This is a genomic window from Enterobacter genomosp. O (assembly GCF_001022965.1).
GTDB classification, from domain to species: Bacteria; Pseudomonadota; Gammaproteobacteria; order Enterobacterales; family Enterobacteriaceae; genus Enterobacter; species Enterobacter cloacae_L.
In genome coordinates, this window is record NZ_LECZ01000002.1 from 1 (window position 1) to 16474 (window position 16474).

Consider the following 16474-nt stretch of genomic DNA (forward strand, 5'->3'; position numbering starts at 1 on the left):
GACAACATCAAGATGGTTGTGACTCTGATCCACCCAATCGCGATGGACGACGGTCTGCGTTTCGCAATCCGTGAAGGCGGCCGTACCGTTGGCGCGGGCGTTGTTGCTAAAGTTCTGGGCTAATTAATTATCCCCGAATAAAAAAAGGACGCTTCGGCGTCCTTTTTTGTTTTCTGCCGCTAAAAGTCTGTCACAAAATTTCGCATTTTTTGCCCGCTCCCGCCCCGTATTCCGACGCTTGTGCTATTGTAATCATAACCATTCTCACTTACACTTTGCGCATATTTTGAACGGGAGTCTTTATGTACGTTTGTTTATGTAATGGTGTAAGCGACAAAAAAATACGTCAGGCCGTTCGCCAGTTTCAGCCGCAGTCATTTCAGCAGCTTCGCAAGTTTGTTCCGGTTGGAAATCAATGCGGTAAATGTGTACGTGCTGCGCGAGAGATCATGCAGGACGAATTGATGCAGATCCCGGAATACAAAGAGATCGCGTAAGCGCCTATCTTTTTTTTGACATCCCTGTAGCCCGTTCTACGCTTCAATGAGTGGAAGCGGAGGGACTATATAATGAAAGGTGATGTTAAAATCATAAGTTATCTCAATAAATTATTGGGAAATGAGCTTGTCGCAATCAACCAGTACTTTCTTCACGCAAGAATGTTCAAAAACTGGGGACTTAAGCGTTTAAACGACGTTGAGTACCATGAGTCGATTGATGAAATGAAACACGCTGATAAATATATCGAGCGTATTTTATTCCTTGAAGGCATTCCTAACCTGCAGGATCTCGGAAAGCTGGGCATCGGAGAAGATGTCGAAGAGATGCTTCGTTCCGACCTTAGGCTGGAGCTTGAAGGCGCCAAAGATCTGCGTGAAGCCATTGCCTATGCCGACAGCGTACATGACTACGTCAGCCGCGATATGATGATCCAGATCCTGGCCGATGAAGAAGGCCACATTGACTGGCTGGAAACGGAGCTGGATCTGATTTCTAAAATCGGCCTGCAAAACTACCTTCAGTCGCAGATTAAAGTGGAAGAGTAACCACCGTCTTCCAGCCTACGCATAAACCCGCTGCTGCCAGAAATGGCCCAAAAGGCAGTGGGTTTTTTAATACCCCCTTATCAGGGGTGAGAAACGAAAGCACAAGAATGCTAAGTAGCGCCATAAGCGCAGCGAGCAACGCCAGCGTGGGCAGCATGCACCAGCCATGCCACGCACCAAGCGCCGCCAGGTATTTTACATCGCCATATCCCATCCCTTCACGCCGGCAGATAAACCGATACCCCCAGTAAATAATGGCAAAGCCGATATATCCAGCCATCGCACCCACTACCGCACTCGGCAAAAAATCAGGGTGGACACAGAGCTGAAAGAGCAGGCCCGTCCATAGCAGCGGGCAGAGAAATTTATCGGGAAGTAGTCCGTAGCGAATATCTGCACGGACAAGAAAGGCCGTCAGCGAAAAATAGACCAGCAAAAAGGGGAGGGTGGTTAACATGGAAAAGGCCTCAAAAGGGTTTGAGCGCATACTCGTTATAATCGGCCTGGCCGGCAATCTAGAAAAACGACAATTGCGTAGGGGCTCCAGACAAAGCATTGGGAAGGGATACATTGCGTAAAAAGTTGCGCGCCCTTACGCATACTGCGCCTCTGGCGCTTAATTTCTAAACGGCACTTGCGTCTTGCCCAGATTTACGTATAATGCGCGGGCTTGTCGTAATTGACGGCGGGTTCAATCAGAACCAGAGTAGCTCATTTTGTTACTCAACAATGCTCCCAATTGGGGAGCTACGTAAGAACGGTTACACTCTCCCATCAATCGTAATGGGTTTGAGGAGTAATCATTTTCGTTTATAAAATAATTGGAGCTCTGGTCTCATGCAGAACCAAAGAATCCGTATCCGCCTTAAAGCGTTTGATCATCGTCTGATCGATCAATCAACCGCGGAAATCGTCGAGACTGCTAAGCGCACTGGTGCGCAAGTCCGTGGTCCGATCCCGCTGCCGACCCGCAAAGAGCGCTTCACCGTTCTGATCTCCCCGCACGTCAACAAAGACGCGCGCGATCAGTACGAAATCCGCACTCACAAGCGTCTGGTTGACATCGTTGAGCCAACTGAGAAAACCGTTGATGCTCTGATGCGTCTGGATCTGGCTGCCGGTGTAGACGTGCAGATCAGCCTGGGTTAATCAGGTCATCGAGCGATTGAGAGGTTGATACAATGATTGGTTTAGTCGGTAAAAAAGTGGGCATGACCCGCATCTTCACTGAAGATGGCGTTTCAATCCCAGTAACCGTAATCGAAGTTGAAGCAAACCGCGTTACTCAGGTTAAAGATCTGGCTAACGATGGCTACCGCGCTGTTCAGGTGACCACTGGTGCTAAAAAAGCTAACCGTGTAACCAAACCAGAAGCGGGTCACTTCGCTAAAGCTGGCGTAGAAGCTGGCCGTGGTCTGTGGGAATTCCGTCTTGCTGAAGGCGAAGAGTTCACCGTAGGTCAGGACATTAGCGTTGAGCTGTTTGCTGACGTTAAAAAAGTTGACGTAACCGGTACCTCTAAAGGTAAAGGTTTTGCTGGTACCGTTAAGCGCTGGAACTTCCGTACCCAGGACGCTACCCACGGTAACTCCTTGTCTCACCGTGTTCCGGGTTCTATCGGTCAGAACCAGACTCCGGGCAAAGTGTTCAAAGGCAAGAAAATGGCAGGTCAGCTGGGTAACGAACGTGTGACCGTTCAGAGCCTGGACGTAGTACGTGTTGACGCTGAGCGCAACCTGCTGCTGGTTAAAGGTGCAGTTCCGGGTGCAACCGGTAGCGACCTGATCGTTAAACCAGCTGTGAAGGCGTAAGGGGATAGCAATGGAATTAGTATTGAAAGACGCGCAGAGCGCGCTGACTGTTTCCGAAACTACCTTCGGTCGTGATTTCAACGAAGCGCTGGTTCACCAGGTTGTTGTTGCTTATGCAGCTGGTGCTCGTCAGGGTACTCGTGCTCAGAAGACTCGTGCTGAAGTAACTGGTTCTGGCAAAAAGCCATGGCGCCAGAAAGGTACCGGCCGTGCGCGTTCAGGTTCTATCAAGAGCCCGATCTGGCGTTCAGGTGGCGTGACCTTCGCTGCGCGTCCACAGGACCACAGTCAAAAAGTTAACAAAAAGATGTACCGCGGCGCGCTGAAAAGCATTCTGTCCGAACTGGTACGTCAGGATCGTCTGATCGTTGTCGAATCATTCTCTGTAGAAGCGCCTAAAACTAAGCTGCTGGCACAGAAACTGAAAGACATGGCTCTGGAAGATGTGCTGATCATCACCGGTGAGCTGGACGAGAACCTGTTCCTGGCCGCACGTAACCTGCACAAGGTTGACGTACGCGACGCGACTGGTATCGACCCGGTTAGCCTGATCGCCTTCGACAAAGTCGTAATGACTGCTGATGCTGTTAAGCAAGTTGAGGAGATGCTGGCATGATTCGTGAAGAACGTCTGCTGAAGGTGCTTCGCGCACCGCACGTTTCTGAAAAAGCGTCTACTGCGATGGAAAAAACAAACACCATCGTTCTCAAAGTTGCTAAAGACGCGACCAAAGCAGAGATCAAAGCTGCTGTGCAGAAACTGTTTGAAGTCGAAGTCGAAGTCGTTAACACCCTGGTTGTTAAAGGGAAAGTTAAACGTCACGGACAGCGTATCGGTCGTCGTAGCGACTGGAAAAAAGCTTACGTCACCCTGAAAGAAGGCCAGAATCTGGACTTCGTTGGCGGCGCTGAGTAAGTCGGAGGAGTAATACAATGGCAGTTGTTAAATGTAAACCGACATCTCCGGGTCGTCGCCACGTAGTTAAAGTGGTTAACCCTGAGCTGCACAAGGGCAAACCTTTTGCTCCGTTGCTGGAAAAAAACAGCAAATCCGGTGGTCGTAACAACAATGGCCGTATCACCACTCGTCACATCGGTGGTGGCCACAAGCAGGCTTATCGTATTGTTGACTTCAAACGCAACAAAGACGGTATCCCAGCAGTTGTTGAACGTCTTGAGTACGATCCGAACCGTTCCGCGAACATCGCGCTGGTTCTGTACAAAGACGGCGAACGCCGTTACATCCTGGCCCCTAAAGGCCTGAAAGCTGGCGACCAGATTCAGTCTGGCGTTGATGCTGCAATCAAAGCAGGCAACACCCTGCCGATGCGCAATATCCCGGTTGGTTCTACCGTTCATAACGTAGAAATGAAACCAGGTAAAGGCGGTCAGCTGGCGCGTTCCGCTGGTACTTACGTTCAGATCGTTGCTCGTGACGGTGCTTATGTCACCCTGCGTCTGCGTTCTGGTGAAATGCGTAAAGTCGAAGCAGACTGCCGCGCTACTCTGGGCGAAGTTGGCAATGCTGAGCATATGCTGCGCGTTCTGGGTAAAGCAGGTGCTGCACGCTGGCGTGGTGTTCGTCCTACCGTTCGCGGTACTGCGATGAACCCAGTCGATCACCCACATGGTGGTGGTGAAGGTCGTAACTTTGGTAAGCACCCGGTAACTCCGTGGGGCGTTCAGACCAAAGGTAAGAAGACCCGCAGCAACAAGCGTACTGATAAATTTATCGTACGTCGCCGTAGCAAATAATTTTAGAGGATAAGCCATGCCACGTTCTCTCAAGAAAGGTCCTTTTATTGACCTGCACTTGCTGAAGAAGGTAGAGAAAGCGGTGGAAAGCGGAGACAAGAAGCCCCTGCGCACTTGGTCCCGTCGTTCAACGATCTTTCCTAACATGATCGGTTTGACCATCGCTGTCCATAATGGTCGTCAGCACGTTCCAGTCTTTGTTACCGACGAAATGGTTGGTCACAAACTGGGTGAATTCGCACCGACTCGTACTTATCGCGGCCACGCTGCTGATAAAAAAGCGAAGAAGAAATAAGGTAGGAGGAAGAGATGGAAACTTTAGCTCAACATCGCCATGCTCGTTCTTCTGCTCAGAAGGTTCGCCTTGTTGCTGACCTGATTCGCGGTAAGAAAGTGTCGCAGGCCCTGGACATCCTGACCTATACCAACAAGAAAGCTGCGGTATTGGTCAAGAAAGTACTGGAATCTGCCATTGCTAACGCTGAACACAACGATGGCGCTGACATCGACGATCTGAAAGTCGCGAAAATTTTCGTAGATGAAGGCCCAAGCATGAAGCGCATTATGCCGCGTGCGAAAGGTCGTGCAGATCGCATCCTGAAGCGCACCAGCCACATTACTGTGGTTGTGTCCGATCGCTGAGACTCTGGAGACTAGCAATGGGTCAGAAAGTACATCCTAATGGTATTCGCCTGGGTATTGTAAAACCATGGAACTCTACCTGGTTTGCGAACACCAAAGAATTCGCTGACAACCTGGACAGCGATTTTAAAGTACGTCAGTACCTGACTAAGGAACTGGCTAAAGCGTCTGTATCTCGTATCGTTATCGAGCGTCCAGCTAAGAGCATCCGTGTGACTATTCACACTGCTCGCCCTGGCATCGTTATCGGTAAGAAAGGCGAAGACGTAGAAAAACTGCGCAAGGTCGTAGCGGATATCGCTGGCGTTCCTGCACAGATCAATATCGCTGAAGTTCGTAAGCCTGAACTGGACGCTAAATTGGTTGCTGACAGCATCACTTCTCAGCTGGAACGTCGCGTTATGTTCCGCCGTGCTATGAAGCGTGCTGTACAGAACGCAATGCGTCTGGGCGCTAAAGGTATCAAAGTTGAAGTTAGCGGCCGTCTGGGCGGCGCGGAAATCGCACGTACCGAATGGTACCGCGAAGGTCGCGTACCGCTGCACACTCTGCGTGCTGACATTGACTACAACACCTCTGAAGCGCACACCACTTACGGTGTAATCGGCGTTAAGGTATGGATCTTCAAAGGTGAGATCCTGGGTGGTATGGCTGCTGTTGAACAACCGGAAAAACCGGCTGCTCAACCTAAAAAGCAGCAGCGTAAAGGCCGTAAATAAGGAGCGTCGCTGATGTTACAACCAAAGCGTACAAAATTCCGTAAAGTGCACAAAGGCCGCAACCGTGGTCTGGCGCAGGGTACGGATGTTAGCTTCGGCACTTTCGGTCTGAAAGCTGTTGGCCGTGGTCGTCTGACTGCACGTCAGATCGAAGCAGCACGTCGTGCAATGACCCGTGCAGTTAAGCGTCAAGGTAAGATCTGGATCCGTGTATTCCCGGACAAACCGATCACCGAGAAGCCACTGGAAGTTCGTATGGGTAAAGGTAAAGGTAACGTGGAGTACTGGGTTGCCTTGATCCAACCGGGCAAAGTCCTTTATGAAATGGACGGTGTTCCGGAAGAGCTGGCCCGTGAAGCCTTCGGCCTGGCAGCAGCGAAACTGCCTATCAAAACCACCTTTGTAACTAAGACGGTGATGTAATGAAAGCAAAAGAGCTGCGTGAAAAAAGCGTTGAAGAGCTGAACGCTGAGCTGCTGAACCTGCTGCGTGAGCAGTTCAACCTGCGTATGCAGGCTGCAAGTGGCCAGCTGCAACAGACTCACCTGCTGAAGCAAGTGCGTCGCAATGTTGCACGCGTTAAGACTTTACTGACTCAGAAGGCGGGTGCGTAATGACCGATAAAATCCGTACTCTGCAAGGTCGTGTTGTTAGCGACAAAATGGAGAAATCCATTGTTGTAGCTATCGAACGTATTGTGAAACACCCGATCTACGGTAAATTCATCAAGCGTACGACCAAACTGCACGTACATGACGAGAACAACGAATGTGGTATCGGCGACAAGGTTGAAATCCGTGAATGCCGTCCACTGTCCAAGACTAAGTCCTGGACGCTGGTTCGCGTTGTAGAGAAAGCGGTTCTGTAATACAGTACGCATTCTCAATACGAATAAACGGCTCAGCGATGAGCCGTTTATTTTTTCTACCCATATTGCAGAAGCGGTGTTATAATGCCGCGCCCTCGATATGGGGCTTTTTAACGGCTCTGATTTTAGAGTCTCAGGTAGTAGTTGACATTAGCGGAGCACTAAAATGATCCAAGAACAGACTATGCTGAACGTCGCCGACAACTCCGGTGCACGTCGCGTAATGTGTATCAAGGTTCTGGGTGGCTCGCACCGTCGCTACGCAGGCGTAGGCGACATCATCAAGATCACCATCAAGGAAGCAATTCCACGTGGTAAGGTCAAAAAAGGTGATGTGCTGAAGGCGGTAGTGGTGCGCACCAAGAAGGGTGTTCGTCGCCCTGACGGTTCTGTCATTCGCTTCGATGGTAATGCATGCGTTATTTTAAACAATAACAGCGAGCAGCCTATCGGCACGCGTATCTTTGGGCCGGTAACTCGTGAACTTCGTACTGAGAAGTTCATGAAAATTATCTCTCTGGCACCAGAAGTACTCTAAGGAGCGAATCATGGCAGCGAAAATCCGTCGTGATGACGAAGTTATCGTGTTAACCGGTAAAGATAAAGGTAAACGCGGTAAAGTAAAAAATGTTCTGTCTTCCGGCAAACTCGTCGTTGAAGGTATCAACCTGGTTAAGAAACATCAGAAGCCGGTTCCGGCCCTGAACCAACCAGGCGGCATCGTTGAAAAAGAAGCTGCTATTCAGGTTTCTAACGTTGCAATCTTCAATGCGGCTACCGGCAAGGCTGACCGTGTAGGCTTTAGATTCGAAGACGGCAAAAAAGTCCGTTTCTTCAAGTCTAACAGCGAAACTATCAAGTAATTTGGAGTAGTACGATGGCGAAACTGCATGATTACTACAAAGACGAAGTAGTTAACAAACTCATGACTGAGTTTAACTACAATTCTGTCATGCAAGTCCCTCGGGTCGAGAAGATCACCCTGAACATGGGTGTTGGTGAAGCGATCGCTGACAAGAAACTGCTGGATAACGCAGCAGCTGACCTGACAGCAATCTCCGGTCAAAAACCGCTGATCACCAAAGCACGCAAATCAGTTGCAGGCTTCAAAATCCGTCAGGGCTATCCGATCGGCTGTAAAGTAACTCTGCGTGGCGAACGCATGTGGGAGTTCTTTGAGCGTCTGATCACTATTGCTGTTCCACGTATCCGTGACTTCCGTGGCTTGTCCGCTAAGTCTTTCGACGGTCGTGGTAACTACAGCATGGGTGTCCGTGAGCAGATCATCTTCCCAGAAATCGACTACGATAAAGTCGACCGCGTGCGTGGTTTGGATATTACCATTACCACTACTGCGAAATCTGACGAAGAAGGCCGTGCTCTGCTGGCTGCCTTTGACTTCCCGTTCCGCAAGTAAGGTAGGGTTACTGAATGGCTAAGCAATCAATGAAAGCACGCGAAGTAAAGCGCGTAGCTTTAGCTGATAAATTCTTCGCTAAACGCGCTGAACTGAAAGCGATCATTTCTGATGTGAACGCTTCCGACGAAGATCGTTGGAATGCGGTTCTCAAGCTGCAGTCTCTGCCGCGTGATTCCAGCCCGTCTCGTCAGCGTAACCGCTGTCGTCAAACAGGTCGTCCACATGGTTATGTGGGCAAGTTTGGGTTGAGCCGTATCAAACTGCGTGAAGCCGCTATGCGCGGTGAAGTGCCAGGCTTGAAAAAGGCTAGCTGGTAATTACCAATTGAATCACGGGAGTAAAGACAGATGAGCATGCAAGATCCGATCGCGGATATGCTGACCCGTATCCGTAACGGTCAGGCCGCGAACAAAGTTGCGGTCACCATGCCTTCCGCCAAGCTGAAAGTGGCAATTGCCAACGTGCTGAAGGAAGAAGGTTTTATCGAAGATTTTAAAGTTGAAGGCGACACCAAGCCGGAACTGGAACTTACTCTCAAGTATTTCCAGGGTAAAGCTGTTGTAGAAAGCATTCAGCGTGTCAGCCGCCCAGGCCTGCGCATCTATAAGAAAAAAGATGAGCTGCCAAAAGTTATGGCTGGTCTTGGTATCGCAGTTGTTTCTACCTCTAAAGGTGTTATGACTGATCGTGCAGCGCGCCAGGCTGGTCTTGGTGGCGAAATTATCTGCTACGTAGCCTAATCGGAGGAAAGAATGTCTCGTGTTGCTAAAGCACCGGTCGTTATTCCTGCCGGCGTTGATGTAAAAATCGACGGTCAGGTTATTACGATCAAAGGTAAAAACGGCGAGCTGACTCGTACCCTCAACAAAGCTGTTGAAGTTAAACATGCAGATAACGCTCTGACCTTCGGTCCACGTGATGGTTTCGTGGATGGATGGGCTCAGGCTGGTACCGCGCGTGCCCTGCTGAACTCAATGGTTGTTGGTGTTACCGAAGGCTTCACTAAAAAGCTTCAGCTGGTTGGTGTAGGTTATCGTGCAGCTATCAAAGGGAATGCAGTAGGCCTGTCTCTGGGCTTCTCACACCCTGTTGAGCATCCGCTGCCGGCCGGTATCACTGCAGAATGTCCGACTCAAACTGAAATCGTGCTGAAAGGCGCTGATAAACAGCTGATCGGTCAGGTTGCAGCAGATCTGCGCGCCTACCGTCGTCCTGAGCCTTATAAAGGCAAGGGTGTTCGTTACGCCGACGAAGTCGTGCGTACCAAAGAGGCTAAGAAGAAGTAAGGTAACACTATGGATAAGAAATCTGCTCGTATCCGTCGTGCGACCCGCGCACGCCGCAAGCTCAAAGAGCTGGGTGCAACTCGCCTGGTGGTACATCGTACCCCGCGTCATATTTACGCACAGGTAATTGCACCGAACGGTTCTGAAGTTCTGGTAGCTGCTTCTACTGTAGAAAAAGCTATCTCAGAACAATTGAAGTACACCGGTAACAAAGACGCCGCTGCAGCTGTAGGTAAAGCTGTTGCTGAACGCGCTCTGGAAAAAGGCATCAGCAATGTTTCCTTTGACCGTTCCGGGTTCCAATATCATGGTCGTGTCCAGGCACTGGCAGATGCTGCCCGTGAAGCTGGCCTTCAGTTCTAAGGTAGAGGTGTAAGATGGCTCACATCGAAAAACAGGCTGGCGAACTGCAGGAAAAGCTGATCGCGGTAAACCGCGTATCTAAAACCGTTAAAGGTGGTCGTATTTTCTCCTTCACAGCTCTGACTGTAGTTGGTGATGGTAACGGTCGCGTTGGTTTTGGTTACGGTAAAGCGCGTGAAGTTCCAGCAGCGATCCAGAAAGCGATGGAAAAAGCCCGTCGCAATATGATTAACGTCGCGCTGAACAACGGCACCCTGCAGCACCCAGTTAAAGGTGTTCACACGGGTTCTCGTGTATTCATGCAGCCAGCTTCAGAAGGTACCGGTATCATCGCCGGTGGTGCAATGCGCGCCGTTCTGGAAGTTGCTGGGGTTCATAACGTTCTGGCCAAAGCATATGGTTCCACCAACCCGATTAACGTGGTTCGTGCAACTATTGATGGCCTGGAAAATATGAATTCTCCAGAAATGGTCGCTGCCAAGCGTGGTAAATCCGTTGAAGAAATTCTGGGGTAATTGACCATGGCAAAGACTATTAAAATCACTCAAACCCGCAGTGCAATCGGTCGTCTGCCGAAACACAAGGCAACGCTGCTTGGCCTGGGTCTGCGTCGTATTGGTCATACCGTTGAGCGCGAGGATACTCCTGCTGTTCGTGGTATGGTCAACGCGGTTTACTTCATGGTTAAAGTTGAGGAGTAAGAGATGCGTTTAAATACTCTGTCTCCGGCCGAAGGCTCTAAAAAGGCGGGTAAACGCCTGGGTCGTGGTATCGGTTCTGGCCTCGGCAAAACCGGTGGTCGTGGTCACAAAGGTCAGAACTCTCGTTCTGGCGGTGGCGTACGTCGCGGTTTCGAGGGTGGCCAGATGCCACTGTACCGTCGTCTGCCGAAGTTCGGCTTCACCTCTCGCAAAGCAGCGATCACAGCGGAAATCCGTCTGTCTGACCTGGCGAAAGTTGAAGGCGGCGTTGTAGACCTGAACACGCTGAAAGCAGCAAACATTATCGGTATCCAGATCGAGTTCGCGAAAGTGATCCTGGCTGGTGAAGTTTCTACTCCGGTAACTGTTCGTGGCCTGCGTGTTACTAAAGGTGCTCGTGCTGCTATCGAAGCTGCTGGCGGTAAAATTGAGGAATAAGTAGCAGATGGCTAAGCAACCGGGATTAGATTTTCAAAGTGCCAAAGGTGGATTTGGCGAGCTGAAACGCAGACTGCTGTTTGTTATCGGCGCGCTGATTGTGTTCCGTATTGGCTCTTTTATTCCGATCCCTGGTATCGATGCCGCTGTACTTGCCAAACTGCTTGAGCAACAGCGAGGCACCATCATTGAAATGTTCAACATGTTCTCTGGTGGTGCTCTCAGCCGTGCTTCTATCTTTGCATTGGGTATTATGCCGTACATTTCGGCATCTATTATTATCCAGCTGCTGACGGTCGTTCATCCGGCCCTGGCAGAGTTGAAGAAAGAAGGGGAGTCTGGACGTCGTAAGATTAGTCAGTACACCCGTTACGGTACTCTGGTGCTGGCAATATTCCAGTCGATCGGTATTGCTACCGGTCTTCCGAATATGCCTGGTATGCAGGGCCTGGTCTTAAACCCAGGCTTTGCATTCTATTTCACCGCTGTTGTTAGTCTGGTCACAGGGACAATGTTCCTGATGTGGCTCGGCGAACAGATTACTGAGCGTGGTATCGGTAACGGTATCTCAATCATTATCTTCGCCGGTATCGTTGCGGGTCTCCCGCCGGCCATCGCCCATACTATCGAGCAAGCGCGTCAAGGCGACCTGCACTTCCTCCTGTTGCTGTTGGTTGCAGTATTAGTATTTGCAGTGACGTTCTTTGTTGTCTTCGTTGAACGTGGTCAACGCCGCATTGTGGTGAACTACGCTAAGCGTCAGCAAGGTCGTCGTGTCTATGCTGCACAGAGCACACATTTACCGCTGAAAGTGAACATGGCGGGGGTTATCCCGGCTATCTTCGCTTCCAGTATTATTCTGTTCCCGGCGACCATCGCGTCATGGTTCGGGGGCGGTACTGGTTGGAACTGGCTGACAACAATTTCGCTGTATTTGCAGCCTGGGCAACCACTTTATGTGTTACTCTATGCGTCTGCGATCATCTTCTTCTGTTTCTTCTACACGGCGTTGGTCTTCAACCCGCGTGAAACAGCAGATAACCTGAAGAAGTCCGGTGCATTTGTACCAGGAATTCGTCCGGGAGAGCAAACGGCGAAGTATATCGATAAAGTAATGACCCGCCTGACTTTAGTTGGTGCGCTCTATATTACTTTTATCTGCCTGATCCCGGAGTTCATGCGTGATGCAATGAAAGTACCGTTCTACTTCGGTGGGACCTCACTGCTTATCGTTGTTGTCGTGATTATGGACTTTATGGCTCAAGTGCAAACTCTGATGATGTCCAGTCAGTATGAGTCTGCATTGAAGAAGGCGAACCTGAAAGGCTACGGCCGCTAAATGGTCGCCTGAGAAGTTACGGAGAGTAAAAATGAAAGTTCGTGCTTCCGTCAAGAAATTATGCCGTAACTGCAAAATCGTTAAGCGTGATGGTGTCATCCGTGTGATTTGCAGTGCCGAGCCGAAGCATAAACAGCGCCAAGGCTGATTATTTCGCATATTTTTCTTGCAAAGTTGGGTTGAGCTGGCTAGATTAGCCAGCCAATCTTTTGTATGTCTGTACGTTTCCATTTGAGTATCCTGAAAACGGGCTTTTCAGCATGGTGCGTACATATTAAATAGTAGGAGTGCATAGTGGCCCGTATAGCAGGCATTAACATTCCTGATCAGAAACATGCTGTGATCGCATTAACTTCGATCTACGGCGTCGGCAAGACCCGTTCTAAAGCCATTCTGGCTGCAGCGGGTATCGCTGAAGATGTTAAGATCAGTGAGCTGTCTGAAGAACAAATCGACACGCTGCGTGACGAAGTTGCCAAATTTGTCGTTGAAGGTGATCTGCGCCGTGAAATCAGCATGAGCATCAAGCGCCTGATGGATCTTGGTTGCTATCGCGGTTTGCGTCATCGTCGTGGTCTGCCAGTGCGCGGTCAGCGTACTAAGACCAACGCACGTACCCGTAAGGGTCCGCGCAAACCGATCAAGAAATAATCGGGGTGATTGAATAATGGCAAAGGCACCAGTTCGTGCACGTAAACGTGTAAGAAAACAAGTCTCTGACGGCGTGGCTCATATCCATGCTTCTTTCAACAACACCATCGTTACTATTACTGATCGTCAGGGTAACGCATTGGGTTGGGCAACAGCCGGTGGTTCCGGTTTCCGTGGTTCTCGCAAATCCACTCCGTTCGCAGCTCAGGTTGCAGCAGAGCGTTGCGCTGAAGCCGTAAAAGAATACGGCATCAAGAATCTGGAAGTTATGGTTAAAGGTCCGGGTCCGGGTCGTGAATCTACTGTTCGCGCTCTGAACGCCGCTGGTTTCCGCATCACGAATATTACTGATGTGACTCCGATCCCTCATAACGGTTGTCGTCCGCCGAAAAAACGTCGCGTATAACGCTCGTTTTTTAGGTTAGTTGGAGATAGAAAATGGCAAGATATTTGGGTCCTAAGCTCAAGCTGAGCCGTCGTGAGGGCACCGACTTATTCCTTAAGTCTGGCGTTCGCGCGATCGATACCAAGTGTAAAATTGAACAAGCTCCTGGCCAGCACGGTGCGCGTAAACCGCGTCTGTCTGACTATGGTGTGCAGTTGCGTGAAAAGCAAAAAGTTCGCCGTATGTACGGTGTGCTGGAGCGTCAGTTCCGTAACTACTATAAAGAAGCAGCACGTCTGAAAGGCAACACAGGTGAAAACCTGCTGGCTCTGCTGGAAGGTCGTCTGGACAACGTTGTATACCGTATGGGCTTCGGCGCTACTCGTGCTGAATCACGTCAGCTGGTTAGCCACAAAGCAATCATGGTAAACGGTCGTGTTGTTAACATCGCTTCTTATCAGGTTAAAGCGAATGACGTTGTTAGCATTCGTGAGAAAGCGAAAAAGCAATCTCGCGTGAAGGCCGCTCTGGAGCTGGCTGAGCAGCGTGAAAAGCCAACCTGGCTGGAAGTTGATGCTGGCAAGATGGAAGGTACGTTCAAGCGTCAGCCAGAACGTTCTGATCTGTCTGCGGACATTAACGAACACCTGATCGTCGAGCTTTACTCCAAGTAAAGCTTAGTACCAAAGAGAGGACACAATGCAGGGTTCTGTGACAGAGTTTCTAAAACCGCGCCTGGTAGATATCGAGCAAGTGAGTTCGACGCACGCCAAGGTGACCCTTGAGCCTTTAGAGCGTGGCTTTGGCCATACTCTGGGTAACGCACTGCGCCGTATTCTGCTCTCATCGATGCCGGGTTGCGCGGTGACCGAGGTTGAGATTGATGGTGTACTTCATGAGTACAGCACCAAAGAAGGCGTTCAGGAAGATATCCTTGAAATCCTGCTCAACCTGAAAGGGCTGGCGGTGAGAGTTCAGGGTAAAGATGAAGTTATTCTTACTCTGAATAAATCTGGCATTGGCCCTGTGACTGCAGCCGACATCACCCACGACGGTGATGTTGAAATCGTCAAGCCGCAGCACGTGATCTGCCACCTGACCGATGAGAACGCAGCTATTAGCATGCGTATCAAAGTTCAGCGCGGTCGTGGTTATGTGCCGGCTTCTGCCCGAATTCATTCGGAAGAAGATGAGCGCCCAATCGGCCGTCTGCTGGTCGACGCATGCTATAGCCCTGTAGAGCGTATTGCCTACAATGTTGAAGCAGCGCGTGTAGAACAGCGTACCGACCTGGACAAGCTGGTCATCGAAATGGAAACCAACGGCACAATCGATCCTGAAGAGGCGATTCGTCGTGCGGCAACCATCCTGGCAGAACAACTGGAAGCTTTCGTTGACTTACGTGATGTACGTCAGCCGGAAGTGAAAGAAGAGAAACCAGAATTCGATCCGATCCTGCTGCGCCCTGTTGACGATCTCGAATTGACTGTCCGCTCTGCTAACTGCCTCAAGGCAGAAGCTATCCACTATATCGGTGATCTGGTACAGCGTACCGAGGTTGAGTTGCTGAAAACGCCGAACCTGGGTAAAAAATCTCTTACTGAGATTAAAGACGTGCTGGCTTCACGTGGTCTGTCTCTGGGCATGCGCCTGGAAAACTGGCCACCAGCAAGCATTGCTGACGAGTAACCGGATCACAGGTTAAGGTTTTACTGAGAAGGATAAGGTCATGCGCCATCGTAAGAGTGGTCGTCAACTGAACCGCAACAGCAGCCATCGCCAGGCTATGTTCCGCAACATGGCAGGTTCACTGGTTCGTCATGAGATCATCAAGACGACCCTGCCTAAAGCGAAAGAGCTGCGTCGCGTAGTTGAGCCGCTGATTACTCTTGCCAAGACTGACAGCGTTGCTAATCGTCGTCTGGCATTCGCCCGTACTCGTGATAACGAGATCGTGGCAAAACTGTTTAACGAACTGGGCCCGCGTTTCGCGAGCCGTGCCGGTGGTTACACTCGCATTCTGAAGTGTGGTTTCCGTGCAGGCGACAACGCGCCGATGGCTTACATCGAGCTGGTTGATCGTTCAGAGAAAGCAGAAGCTGCTGCAGAGTAATCTGCAGTAACGTAAAAAAACCCGCTTCGGCGGGTTTTTTTATATCCGCGATACCCCCACTTCTCTACAATGTCTGTATCAATTCTGTTCATCCCCAGGAGCCGGTAATGTGGTTGCTCGACCAGTGGGCAGAACGCCATATTCGCGATGCCCAAAAGAAAGGTGAGTTCGACGATCTTCCGGGAAGCGGCGAGCCCCTTGTGCTTGACGATGACTCGCACATCGCACCGGAATTACGGGCTGGATACCGTTTACTGAAAAATTCCGGCTGTCTCCCTCCGGAACTCGAACAGCGAAGAGAGGCTGTTGAACTGGCCGATCTTCTCAAAGGGGTCCGTCAGGACGATCCTCGACATGCTGAACTTAGTCGCCGGCTCGTCCTGCTTGAACTCAAGCTGCGCCAGGCAGGAATGAACACTGATTTTCTGCACGGGCAATACAGTGAAAGATTGATACAGAAAATAAACGAGGAATAGTTATGTACCGTATCGGTGAACTTGCGAAGCTCGCGAACGTCACGCCGGATACCATCCGATATTACGAAAAGCAGCAGATGATCGATCATGAAGTTCGCACTGAAGGTGGCTTCCGCCTCTATACCGATAACGATCTTCAGCGTCTGCGGTTTATTCGTTATGCGCGGCAGCTCGGTTTTACGCTGGACTCGATCCGCGAGTTGTTATCGATCCGCATCGATCCGGAACATCATACCTGTCAGGAATCTAAAGGTATTGTGCAGGCTCGGCTTGATGAAGTTGAAGCGCGCATTCAGGAGCTGCAAACCATGCAGCGCTCTCTGCAAAGGCTGAATGATGCCTGCTGCGGTACGGCCCACAGCAGTATTTATTGTTCAATTCTGGAAGCATTAGAGCAGGGGGCCAGCGGAGAAACCAGGAGCTATTGATCTTTAGCCCAACCGGGTCTAGACTTCCGTCGTC

At 50.4% G+C, this 16474-nt stretch carries 33 protein-coding genes and 1 pseudogene; 33 read left to right on the forward strand and 1 reads right to left on the reverse strand.

From position 1 onward, the window contains the following. The 3 genes and pseudogenes from tuf to bfr form a co-directional block, all read left to right on the forward strand. Positions 1-123 (forward strand): annotated as a pseudogene (gene tuf, locus ABR39_RS24455) (elongation factor Tu); the annotation flags it as partial. A 179-nt stretch (positions 124-302) separates the two neighbouring features. Continuing rightward, positions 303-497: a bacterioferritin-associated ferredoxin gene (bfd, locus tag ABR39_RS00060; RefSeq protein WP_008503493.1), complete on the forward strand. Its 195-nt coding sequence runs from the start codon at positions 303-305 to the stop codon at positions 495-497. A 72-nt stretch (positions 498-569) separates the two neighbouring features. After that, positions 570-1046 (forward strand): bacterioferritin, encoded by a 477-nt coding sequence (bfr, locus tag ABR39_RS00065; RefSeq protein WP_029740634.1) that lies wholly within the window; start codon positions 570-572, stop codon positions 1044-1046. On the opposite strand, the gene ABR39_RS00070 is transcribed toward bfr, so the two are convergent. After that, positions 1030-1503: a prepilin peptidase gene (locus ABR39_RS00070; RefSeq protein WP_047345322.1), complete on the reverse strand. Its 474-nt coding sequence runs from the start codon at positions 1501-1503 to the stop codon at positions 1030-1032. The genes bfr and ABR39_RS00070 overlap by 17 nt on opposite strands. Positions 1504-1883: 380 nt before the next feature. On the opposite strand from ABR39_RS00070, the gene rpsJ reads away from it, so the two are divergent. The 30 genes from rpsJ to zntR all read left to right on the forward strand — a co-directional run bounded on the left by rpsJ (position 1884) and on the right by zntR (position 16440). Next, on the forward strand, positions 1884-2195 hold the full coding sequence (gene rpsJ / locus ABR39_RS00075) for a 30S ribosomal protein S10 (protein WP_001181005.1): 312 nt from the start codon (positions 1884-1886) through the stop codon (positions 2193-2195). Positions 2196-2227: 32 nt separating this feature from the next. Next, complete coding sequence (gene rplC / locus ABR39_RS00080) at positions 2228-2857, forward strand: 50S ribosomal protein L3 (protein WP_006178923.1); 630 nt, start codon at positions 2228-2230, stop codon at positions 2855-2857. Between the two features lie 10 nt (positions 2858-2867). Then, entirely contained in the window at positions 2868-3473 is a 606-nt protein-coding gene (rplD, locus tag ABR39_RS00085) for a 50S ribosomal protein L4 (RefSeq protein WP_003031119.1), read from the forward strand. After that, the gene (rplW, locus tag ABR39_RS00090) at positions 3470-3772 is read left to right on the forward strand and encodes a 50S ribosomal protein L23 (RefSeq protein WP_000617546.1); all 303 of its coding nucleotides are present in this window, start codon (positions 3470-3472) and stop codon (positions 3770-3772) included. Before rplD ends, rplW begins: the two co-directional genes overlap by 4 nt. Positions 3773-3789: 17 nt before the next feature. Beyond that, positions 3790-4611: a 50S ribosomal protein L2 gene (rplB, locus tag ABR39_RS00095; protein WP_000301859.1), complete on the forward strand. Its 822-nt coding sequence runs from the start codon at positions 3790-3792 to the stop codon at positions 4609-4611. A gap of 16 nt (positions 4612-4627) precedes the next feature. Continuing rightward, on the forward strand, positions 4628-4906 hold the full coding sequence (gene rpsS / locus ABR39_RS00100; RefSeq protein ID WP_001138117.1) for a 30S ribosomal protein S19: 279 nt from the start codon (positions 4628-4630) through the stop codon (positions 4904-4906). Between the two features lie 14 nt (positions 4907-4920). Then, a complete protein-coding gene (gene rplV, locus ABR39_RS00105) occupies positions 4921-5253 on the forward strand; it encodes a 50S ribosomal protein L22 (RefSeq protein ID WP_002919773.1) in 333 nt (110 codons plus the stop codon). 17 nt (positions 5254-5270) lie between these two features. Continuing rightward, a complete protein-coding gene (rpsC, locus tag ABR39_RS00110) occupies positions 5271-5972 on the forward strand; it encodes a 30S ribosomal protein S3 (RefSeq protein ID WP_000529945.1) in 702 nt (233 codons plus the stop codon). Between the two features lie 12 nt (positions 5973-5984). Next, a complete protein-coding gene (gene rplP / locus ABR39_RS00115) occupies positions 5985-6395 on the forward strand; it encodes a 50S ribosomal protein L16 (RefSeq protein ID WP_002919759.1) in 411 nt (136 codons plus the stop codon). Beyond that, on the forward strand, positions 6395-6586 hold the full coding sequence (rpmC, locus tag ABR39_RS00120; protein ID WP_003863282.1) for a 50S ribosomal protein L29: 192 nt from the start codon (positions 6395-6397) through the stop codon (positions 6584-6586). Before rplP ends, rpmC begins: the two co-directional genes overlap by 1 nt. Further along, positions 6586-6840, forward strand: a complete 255-nt coding sequence (gene rpsQ / locus ABR39_RS00125) for a 30S ribosomal protein S17 (RefSeq protein ID WP_008503489.1) — start codon at positions 6586-6588, stop codon at positions 6838-6840. Before rpmC ends, rpsQ begins: the two co-directional genes overlap by 1 nt. Before the next feature lie 166 nt (positions 6841-7006). After that, positions 7007-7378, forward strand: coding sequence for a 50S ribosomal protein L14 (rplN, locus tag ABR39_RS00130; protein WP_002919748.1), 372 nt, complete (start codon positions 7007-7009; stop codon positions 7376-7378). A 10-nt stretch (positions 7379-7388) separates the two neighbouring features. Beyond that, complete coding sequence (gene rplX, locus ABR39_RS00135; protein WP_003863287.1) at positions 7389-7703, forward strand: 50S ribosomal protein L24; 315 nt, start codon at positions 7389-7391, stop codon at positions 7701-7703. A 14-nt stretch (positions 7704-7717) separates the two neighbouring features. Next, complete coding sequence (rplE, locus tag ABR39_RS00140) at positions 7718-8257, forward strand: 50S ribosomal protein L5 (RefSeq protein WP_001096206.1); 540 nt, start codon at positions 7718-7720, stop codon at positions 8255-8257. A gap of 14 nt (positions 8258-8271) precedes the next feature. After that, complete coding sequence (gene rpsN / locus ABR39_RS00145; protein WP_003863291.1) at positions 8272-8577, forward strand: 30S ribosomal protein S14; 306 nt, start codon at positions 8272-8274, stop codon at positions 8575-8577. Positions 8578-8607: 30 nt separating this feature from the next. Then, positions 8608-9000, forward strand: coding sequence for a 30S ribosomal protein S8 (gene rpsH, locus ABR39_RS00150; RefSeq protein ID WP_006178918.1), 393 nt, complete (start codon positions 8608-8610; stop codon positions 8998-9000). 12 nt (positions 9001-9012) lie between these two features. Next, positions 9013-9546 (forward strand): 50S ribosomal protein L6, encoded by a 534-nt coding sequence (rplF, locus tag ABR39_RS00155; RefSeq protein ID WP_003863296.1) that lies wholly within the window; start codon positions 9013-9015, stop codon positions 9544-9546. 9 nt (positions 9547-9555) lie between these two features. Continuing rightward, entirely contained in the window at positions 9556-9909 is a 354-nt protein-coding gene (gene rplR / locus ABR39_RS00160) for a 50S ribosomal protein L18 (RefSeq protein WP_003863297.1), read from the forward strand. A 14-nt stretch (positions 9910-9923) separates the two neighbouring features. After that, positions 9924-10424, forward strand: coding sequence for a 30S ribosomal protein S5 (gene rpsE / locus ABR39_RS00165; protein ID WP_003863299.1), 501 nt, complete (start codon positions 9924-9926; stop codon positions 10422-10424). 6 nt (positions 10425-10430) lie between these two features. Then, on the forward strand, positions 10431-10610 hold the full coding sequence (gene rpmD / locus ABR39_RS00170; protein ID WP_003863301.1) for a 50S ribosomal protein L30: 180 nt from the start codon (positions 10431-10433) through the stop codon (positions 10608-10610). Between the two features lie 3 nt (positions 10611-10613). Further along, positions 10614-11048 (forward strand): 50S ribosomal protein L15, encoded by a 435-nt coding sequence (gene rplO, locus ABR39_RS00175; protein ID WP_003863304.1) that lies wholly within the window; start codon positions 10614-10616, stop codon positions 11046-11048. 7 nt (positions 11049-11055) lie between these two features. Continuing rightward, positions 11056-12387, forward strand: a complete 1332-nt coding sequence (gene secY, locus ABR39_RS00180) for a preprotein translocase subunit SecY (protein WP_003863305.1) — start codon at positions 11056-11058, stop codon at positions 12385-12387. 31 nt (positions 12388-12418) lie between these two features. Next, entirely contained in the window at positions 12419-12535 is a 117-nt protein-coding gene (rpmJ, locus tag ABR39_RS24005) for a 50S ribosomal protein L36 (RefSeq protein ID WP_000868187.1), read from the forward strand. 146 nt (positions 12536-12681) lie between these two features. Continuing rightward, a complete protein-coding gene (rpsM, locus tag ABR39_RS00185; RefSeq protein WP_003863308.1) occupies positions 12682-13038 on the forward strand; it encodes a 30S ribosomal protein S13 in 357 nt (118 codons plus the stop codon). Positions 13039-13054: 16 nt separating this feature from the next. After that, positions 13055-13444 carry a 30S ribosomal protein S11 gene (gene rpsK / locus ABR39_RS00190; RefSeq protein ID WP_003863312.1) on the forward strand — a complete coding sequence of 130 codons (390 nt, stop codon included), beginning with the start codon at positions 13055-13057 and terminating at the stop codon, positions 13442-13444. 32 nt (positions 13445-13476) lie between these two features. Next, positions 13477-14097, forward strand: coding sequence for a 30S ribosomal protein S4 (rpsD, locus tag ABR39_RS00195; protein ID WP_004868345.1), 621 nt, complete (start codon positions 13477-13479; stop codon positions 14095-14097). Between the two features lie 25 nt (positions 14098-14122). After that, positions 14123-15112, forward strand: a complete 990-nt coding sequence (locus ABR39_RS00200; protein ID WP_002919219.1) for a DNA-directed RNA polymerase subunit alpha — start codon at positions 14123-14125, stop codon at positions 15110-15112. Positions 15113-15152: 40 nt separating this feature from the next. Then, positions 15153-15536: a 50S ribosomal protein L17 gene (gene rplQ / locus ABR39_RS00205; protein ID WP_001216368.1), complete on the forward strand. Its 384-nt coding sequence runs from the start codon at positions 15153-15155 to the stop codon at positions 15534-15536. Positions 15537-15643: 107 nt separating this feature from the next. After that, complete coding sequence (locus tag ABR39_RS00210) at positions 15644-16012, forward strand: DUF1992 domain-containing protein (protein ID WP_047345323.1); 369 nt, start codon at positions 15644-15646, stop codon at positions 16010-16012. A 2-nt stretch (positions 16013-16014) separates the two neighbouring features. Further along, a complete protein-coding gene (zntR, locus tag ABR39_RS00215; protein WP_047345324.1) occupies positions 16015-16440 on the forward strand; it encodes a Zn(2+)-responsive transcriptional regulator in 426 nt (141 codons plus the stop codon). The last annotated feature ends 34 nt before the right edge of the window (positions 16441-16474 follow it).

Bases quoted from the DNA above. Each gene is read 5' to 3' on its own strand.
- bfd (WP_008503493.1), top strand. From the start codon at position 303: ATGTACGTTTGTTTATGTAATGGTGTAAGCGACAAAAAAATACGTCAG.
- bfr (WP_029740634.1), top strand. From the start codon at position 570: ATGAAAGGTGATGTTAAAATCATAAGTTATCTCAATAAATTATTGGGA.
- ABR39_RS00070 (WP_047345322.1), bottom strand. From the start codon at position 1,503: ATGTTAACCACCCTCCCCTTTTTGCTGGTCTATTTTTCGCTGACGGCC.
- rpsJ (WP_001181005.1), top strand. From the start codon at position 1,884: ATGCAGAACCAAAGAATCCGTATCCGCCTTAAAGCGTTTGATCATCGT.
- rplC (WP_006178923.1), top strand. From the start codon at position 2,228: ATGATTGGTTTAGTCGGTAAAAAAGTGGGCATGACCCGCATCTTCACT.
- rplD (WP_003031119.1), top strand. From the start codon at position 2,868: ATGGAATTAGTATTGAAAGACGCGCAGAGCGCGCTGACTGTTTCCGAA.
- rplW (WP_000617546.1), top strand. From the start codon at position 3,470: ATGATTCGTGAAGAACGTCTGCTGAAGGTGCTTCGCGCACCGCACGTT.
- rplB (WP_000301859.1), top strand. From the start codon at position 3,790: ATGGCAGTTGTTAAATGTAAACCGACATCTCCGGGTCGTCGCCACGTA.
- rpsS (WP_001138117.1), top strand. From the start codon at position 4,628: ATGCCACGTTCTCTCAAGAAAGGTCCTTTTATTGACCTGCACTTGCTG.
- rplV (WP_002919773.1), top strand. From the start codon at position 4,921: ATGGAAACTTTAGCTCAACATCGCCATGCTCGTTCTTCTGCTCAGAAG.
- rpsC (WP_000529945.1), top strand. From the start codon at position 5,271: ATGGGTCAGAAAGTACATCCTAATGGTATTCGCCTGGGTATTGTAAAA.
- rplP (WP_002919759.1), top strand. From the start codon at position 5,985: ATGTTACAACCAAAGCGTACAAAATTCCGTAAAGTGCACAAAGGCCGC.
- rpmC (WP_003863282.1), top strand. From the start codon at position 6,395: ATGAAAGCAAAAGAGCTGCGTGAAAAAAGCGTTGAAGAGCTGAACGCT.
- rpsQ (WP_008503489.1), top strand. From the start codon at position 6,586: ATGACCGATAAAATCCGTACTCTGCAAGGTCGTGTTGTTAGCGACAAA.
- rplN (WP_002919748.1), top strand. From the start codon at position 7,007: ATGATCCAAGAACAGACTATGCTGAACGTCGCCGACAACTCCGGTGCA.
- rplX (WP_003863287.1), top strand. From the start codon at position 7,389: ATGGCAGCGAAAATCCGTCGTGATGACGAAGTTATCGTGTTAACCGGT.
- rplE (WP_001096206.1), top strand. From the start codon at position 7,718: ATGGCGAAACTGCATGATTACTACAAAGACGAAGTAGTTAACAAACTC.
- rpsN (WP_003863291.1), top strand. From the start codon at position 8,272: ATGGCTAAGCAATCAATGAAAGCACGCGAAGTAAAGCGCGTAGCTTTA.
- rpsH (WP_006178918.1), top strand. From the start codon at position 8,608: ATGAGCATGCAAGATCCGATCGCGGATATGCTGACCCGTATCCGTAAC.
- rplF (WP_003863296.1), top strand. From the start codon at position 9,013: ATGTCTCGTGTTGCTAAAGCACCGGTCGTTATTCCTGCCGGCGTTGAT.
- rplR (WP_003863297.1), top strand. From the start codon at position 9,556: ATGGATAAGAAATCTGCTCGTATCCGTCGTGCGACCCGCGCACGCCGC.
- rpsE (WP_003863299.1), top strand. From the start codon at position 9,924: ATGGCTCACATCGAAAAACAGGCTGGCGAACTGCAGGAAAAGCTGATC.
- rpmD (WP_003863301.1), top strand. From the start codon at position 10,431: ATGGCAAAGACTATTAAAATCACTCAAACCCGCAGTGCAATCGGTCGT.
- rplO (WP_003863304.1), top strand. From the start codon at position 10,614: ATGCGTTTAAATACTCTGTCTCCGGCCGAAGGCTCTAAAAAGGCGGGT.
- secY (WP_003863305.1), top strand. From the start codon at position 11,056: ATGGCTAAGCAACCGGGATTAGATTTTCAAAGTGCCAAAGGTGGATTT.
- rpmJ (WP_000868187.1), top strand. From the start codon at position 12,419: ATGAAAGTTCGTGCTTCCGTCAAGAAATTATGCCGTAACTGCAAAATC.
- rpsK (WP_003863312.1), top strand. From the start codon at position 13,055: ATGGCAAAGGCACCAGTTCGTGCACGTAAACGTGTAAGAAAACAAGTC.
- rpsD (WP_004868345.1), top strand. From the start codon at position 13,477: ATGGCAAGATATTTGGGTCCTAAGCTCAAGCTGAGCCGTCGTGAGGGC.
- ABR39_RS00200 (WP_002919219.1), top strand. From the start codon at position 14,123: ATGCAGGGTTCTGTGACAGAGTTTCTAAAACCGCGCCTGGTAGATATC.
- rplQ (WP_001216368.1), top strand. From the start codon at position 15,153: ATGCGCCATCGTAAGAGTGGTCGTCAACTGAACCGCAACAGCAGCCAT.
- ABR39_RS00210 (WP_047345323.1), top strand. From the start codon at position 15,644: ATGTGGTTGCTCGACCAGTGGGCAGAACGCCATATTCGCGATGCCCAA.
- zntR (WP_047345324.1), top strand. From the start codon at position 16,015: ATGTACCGTATCGGTGAACTTGCGAAGCTCGCGAACGTCACGCCGGAT.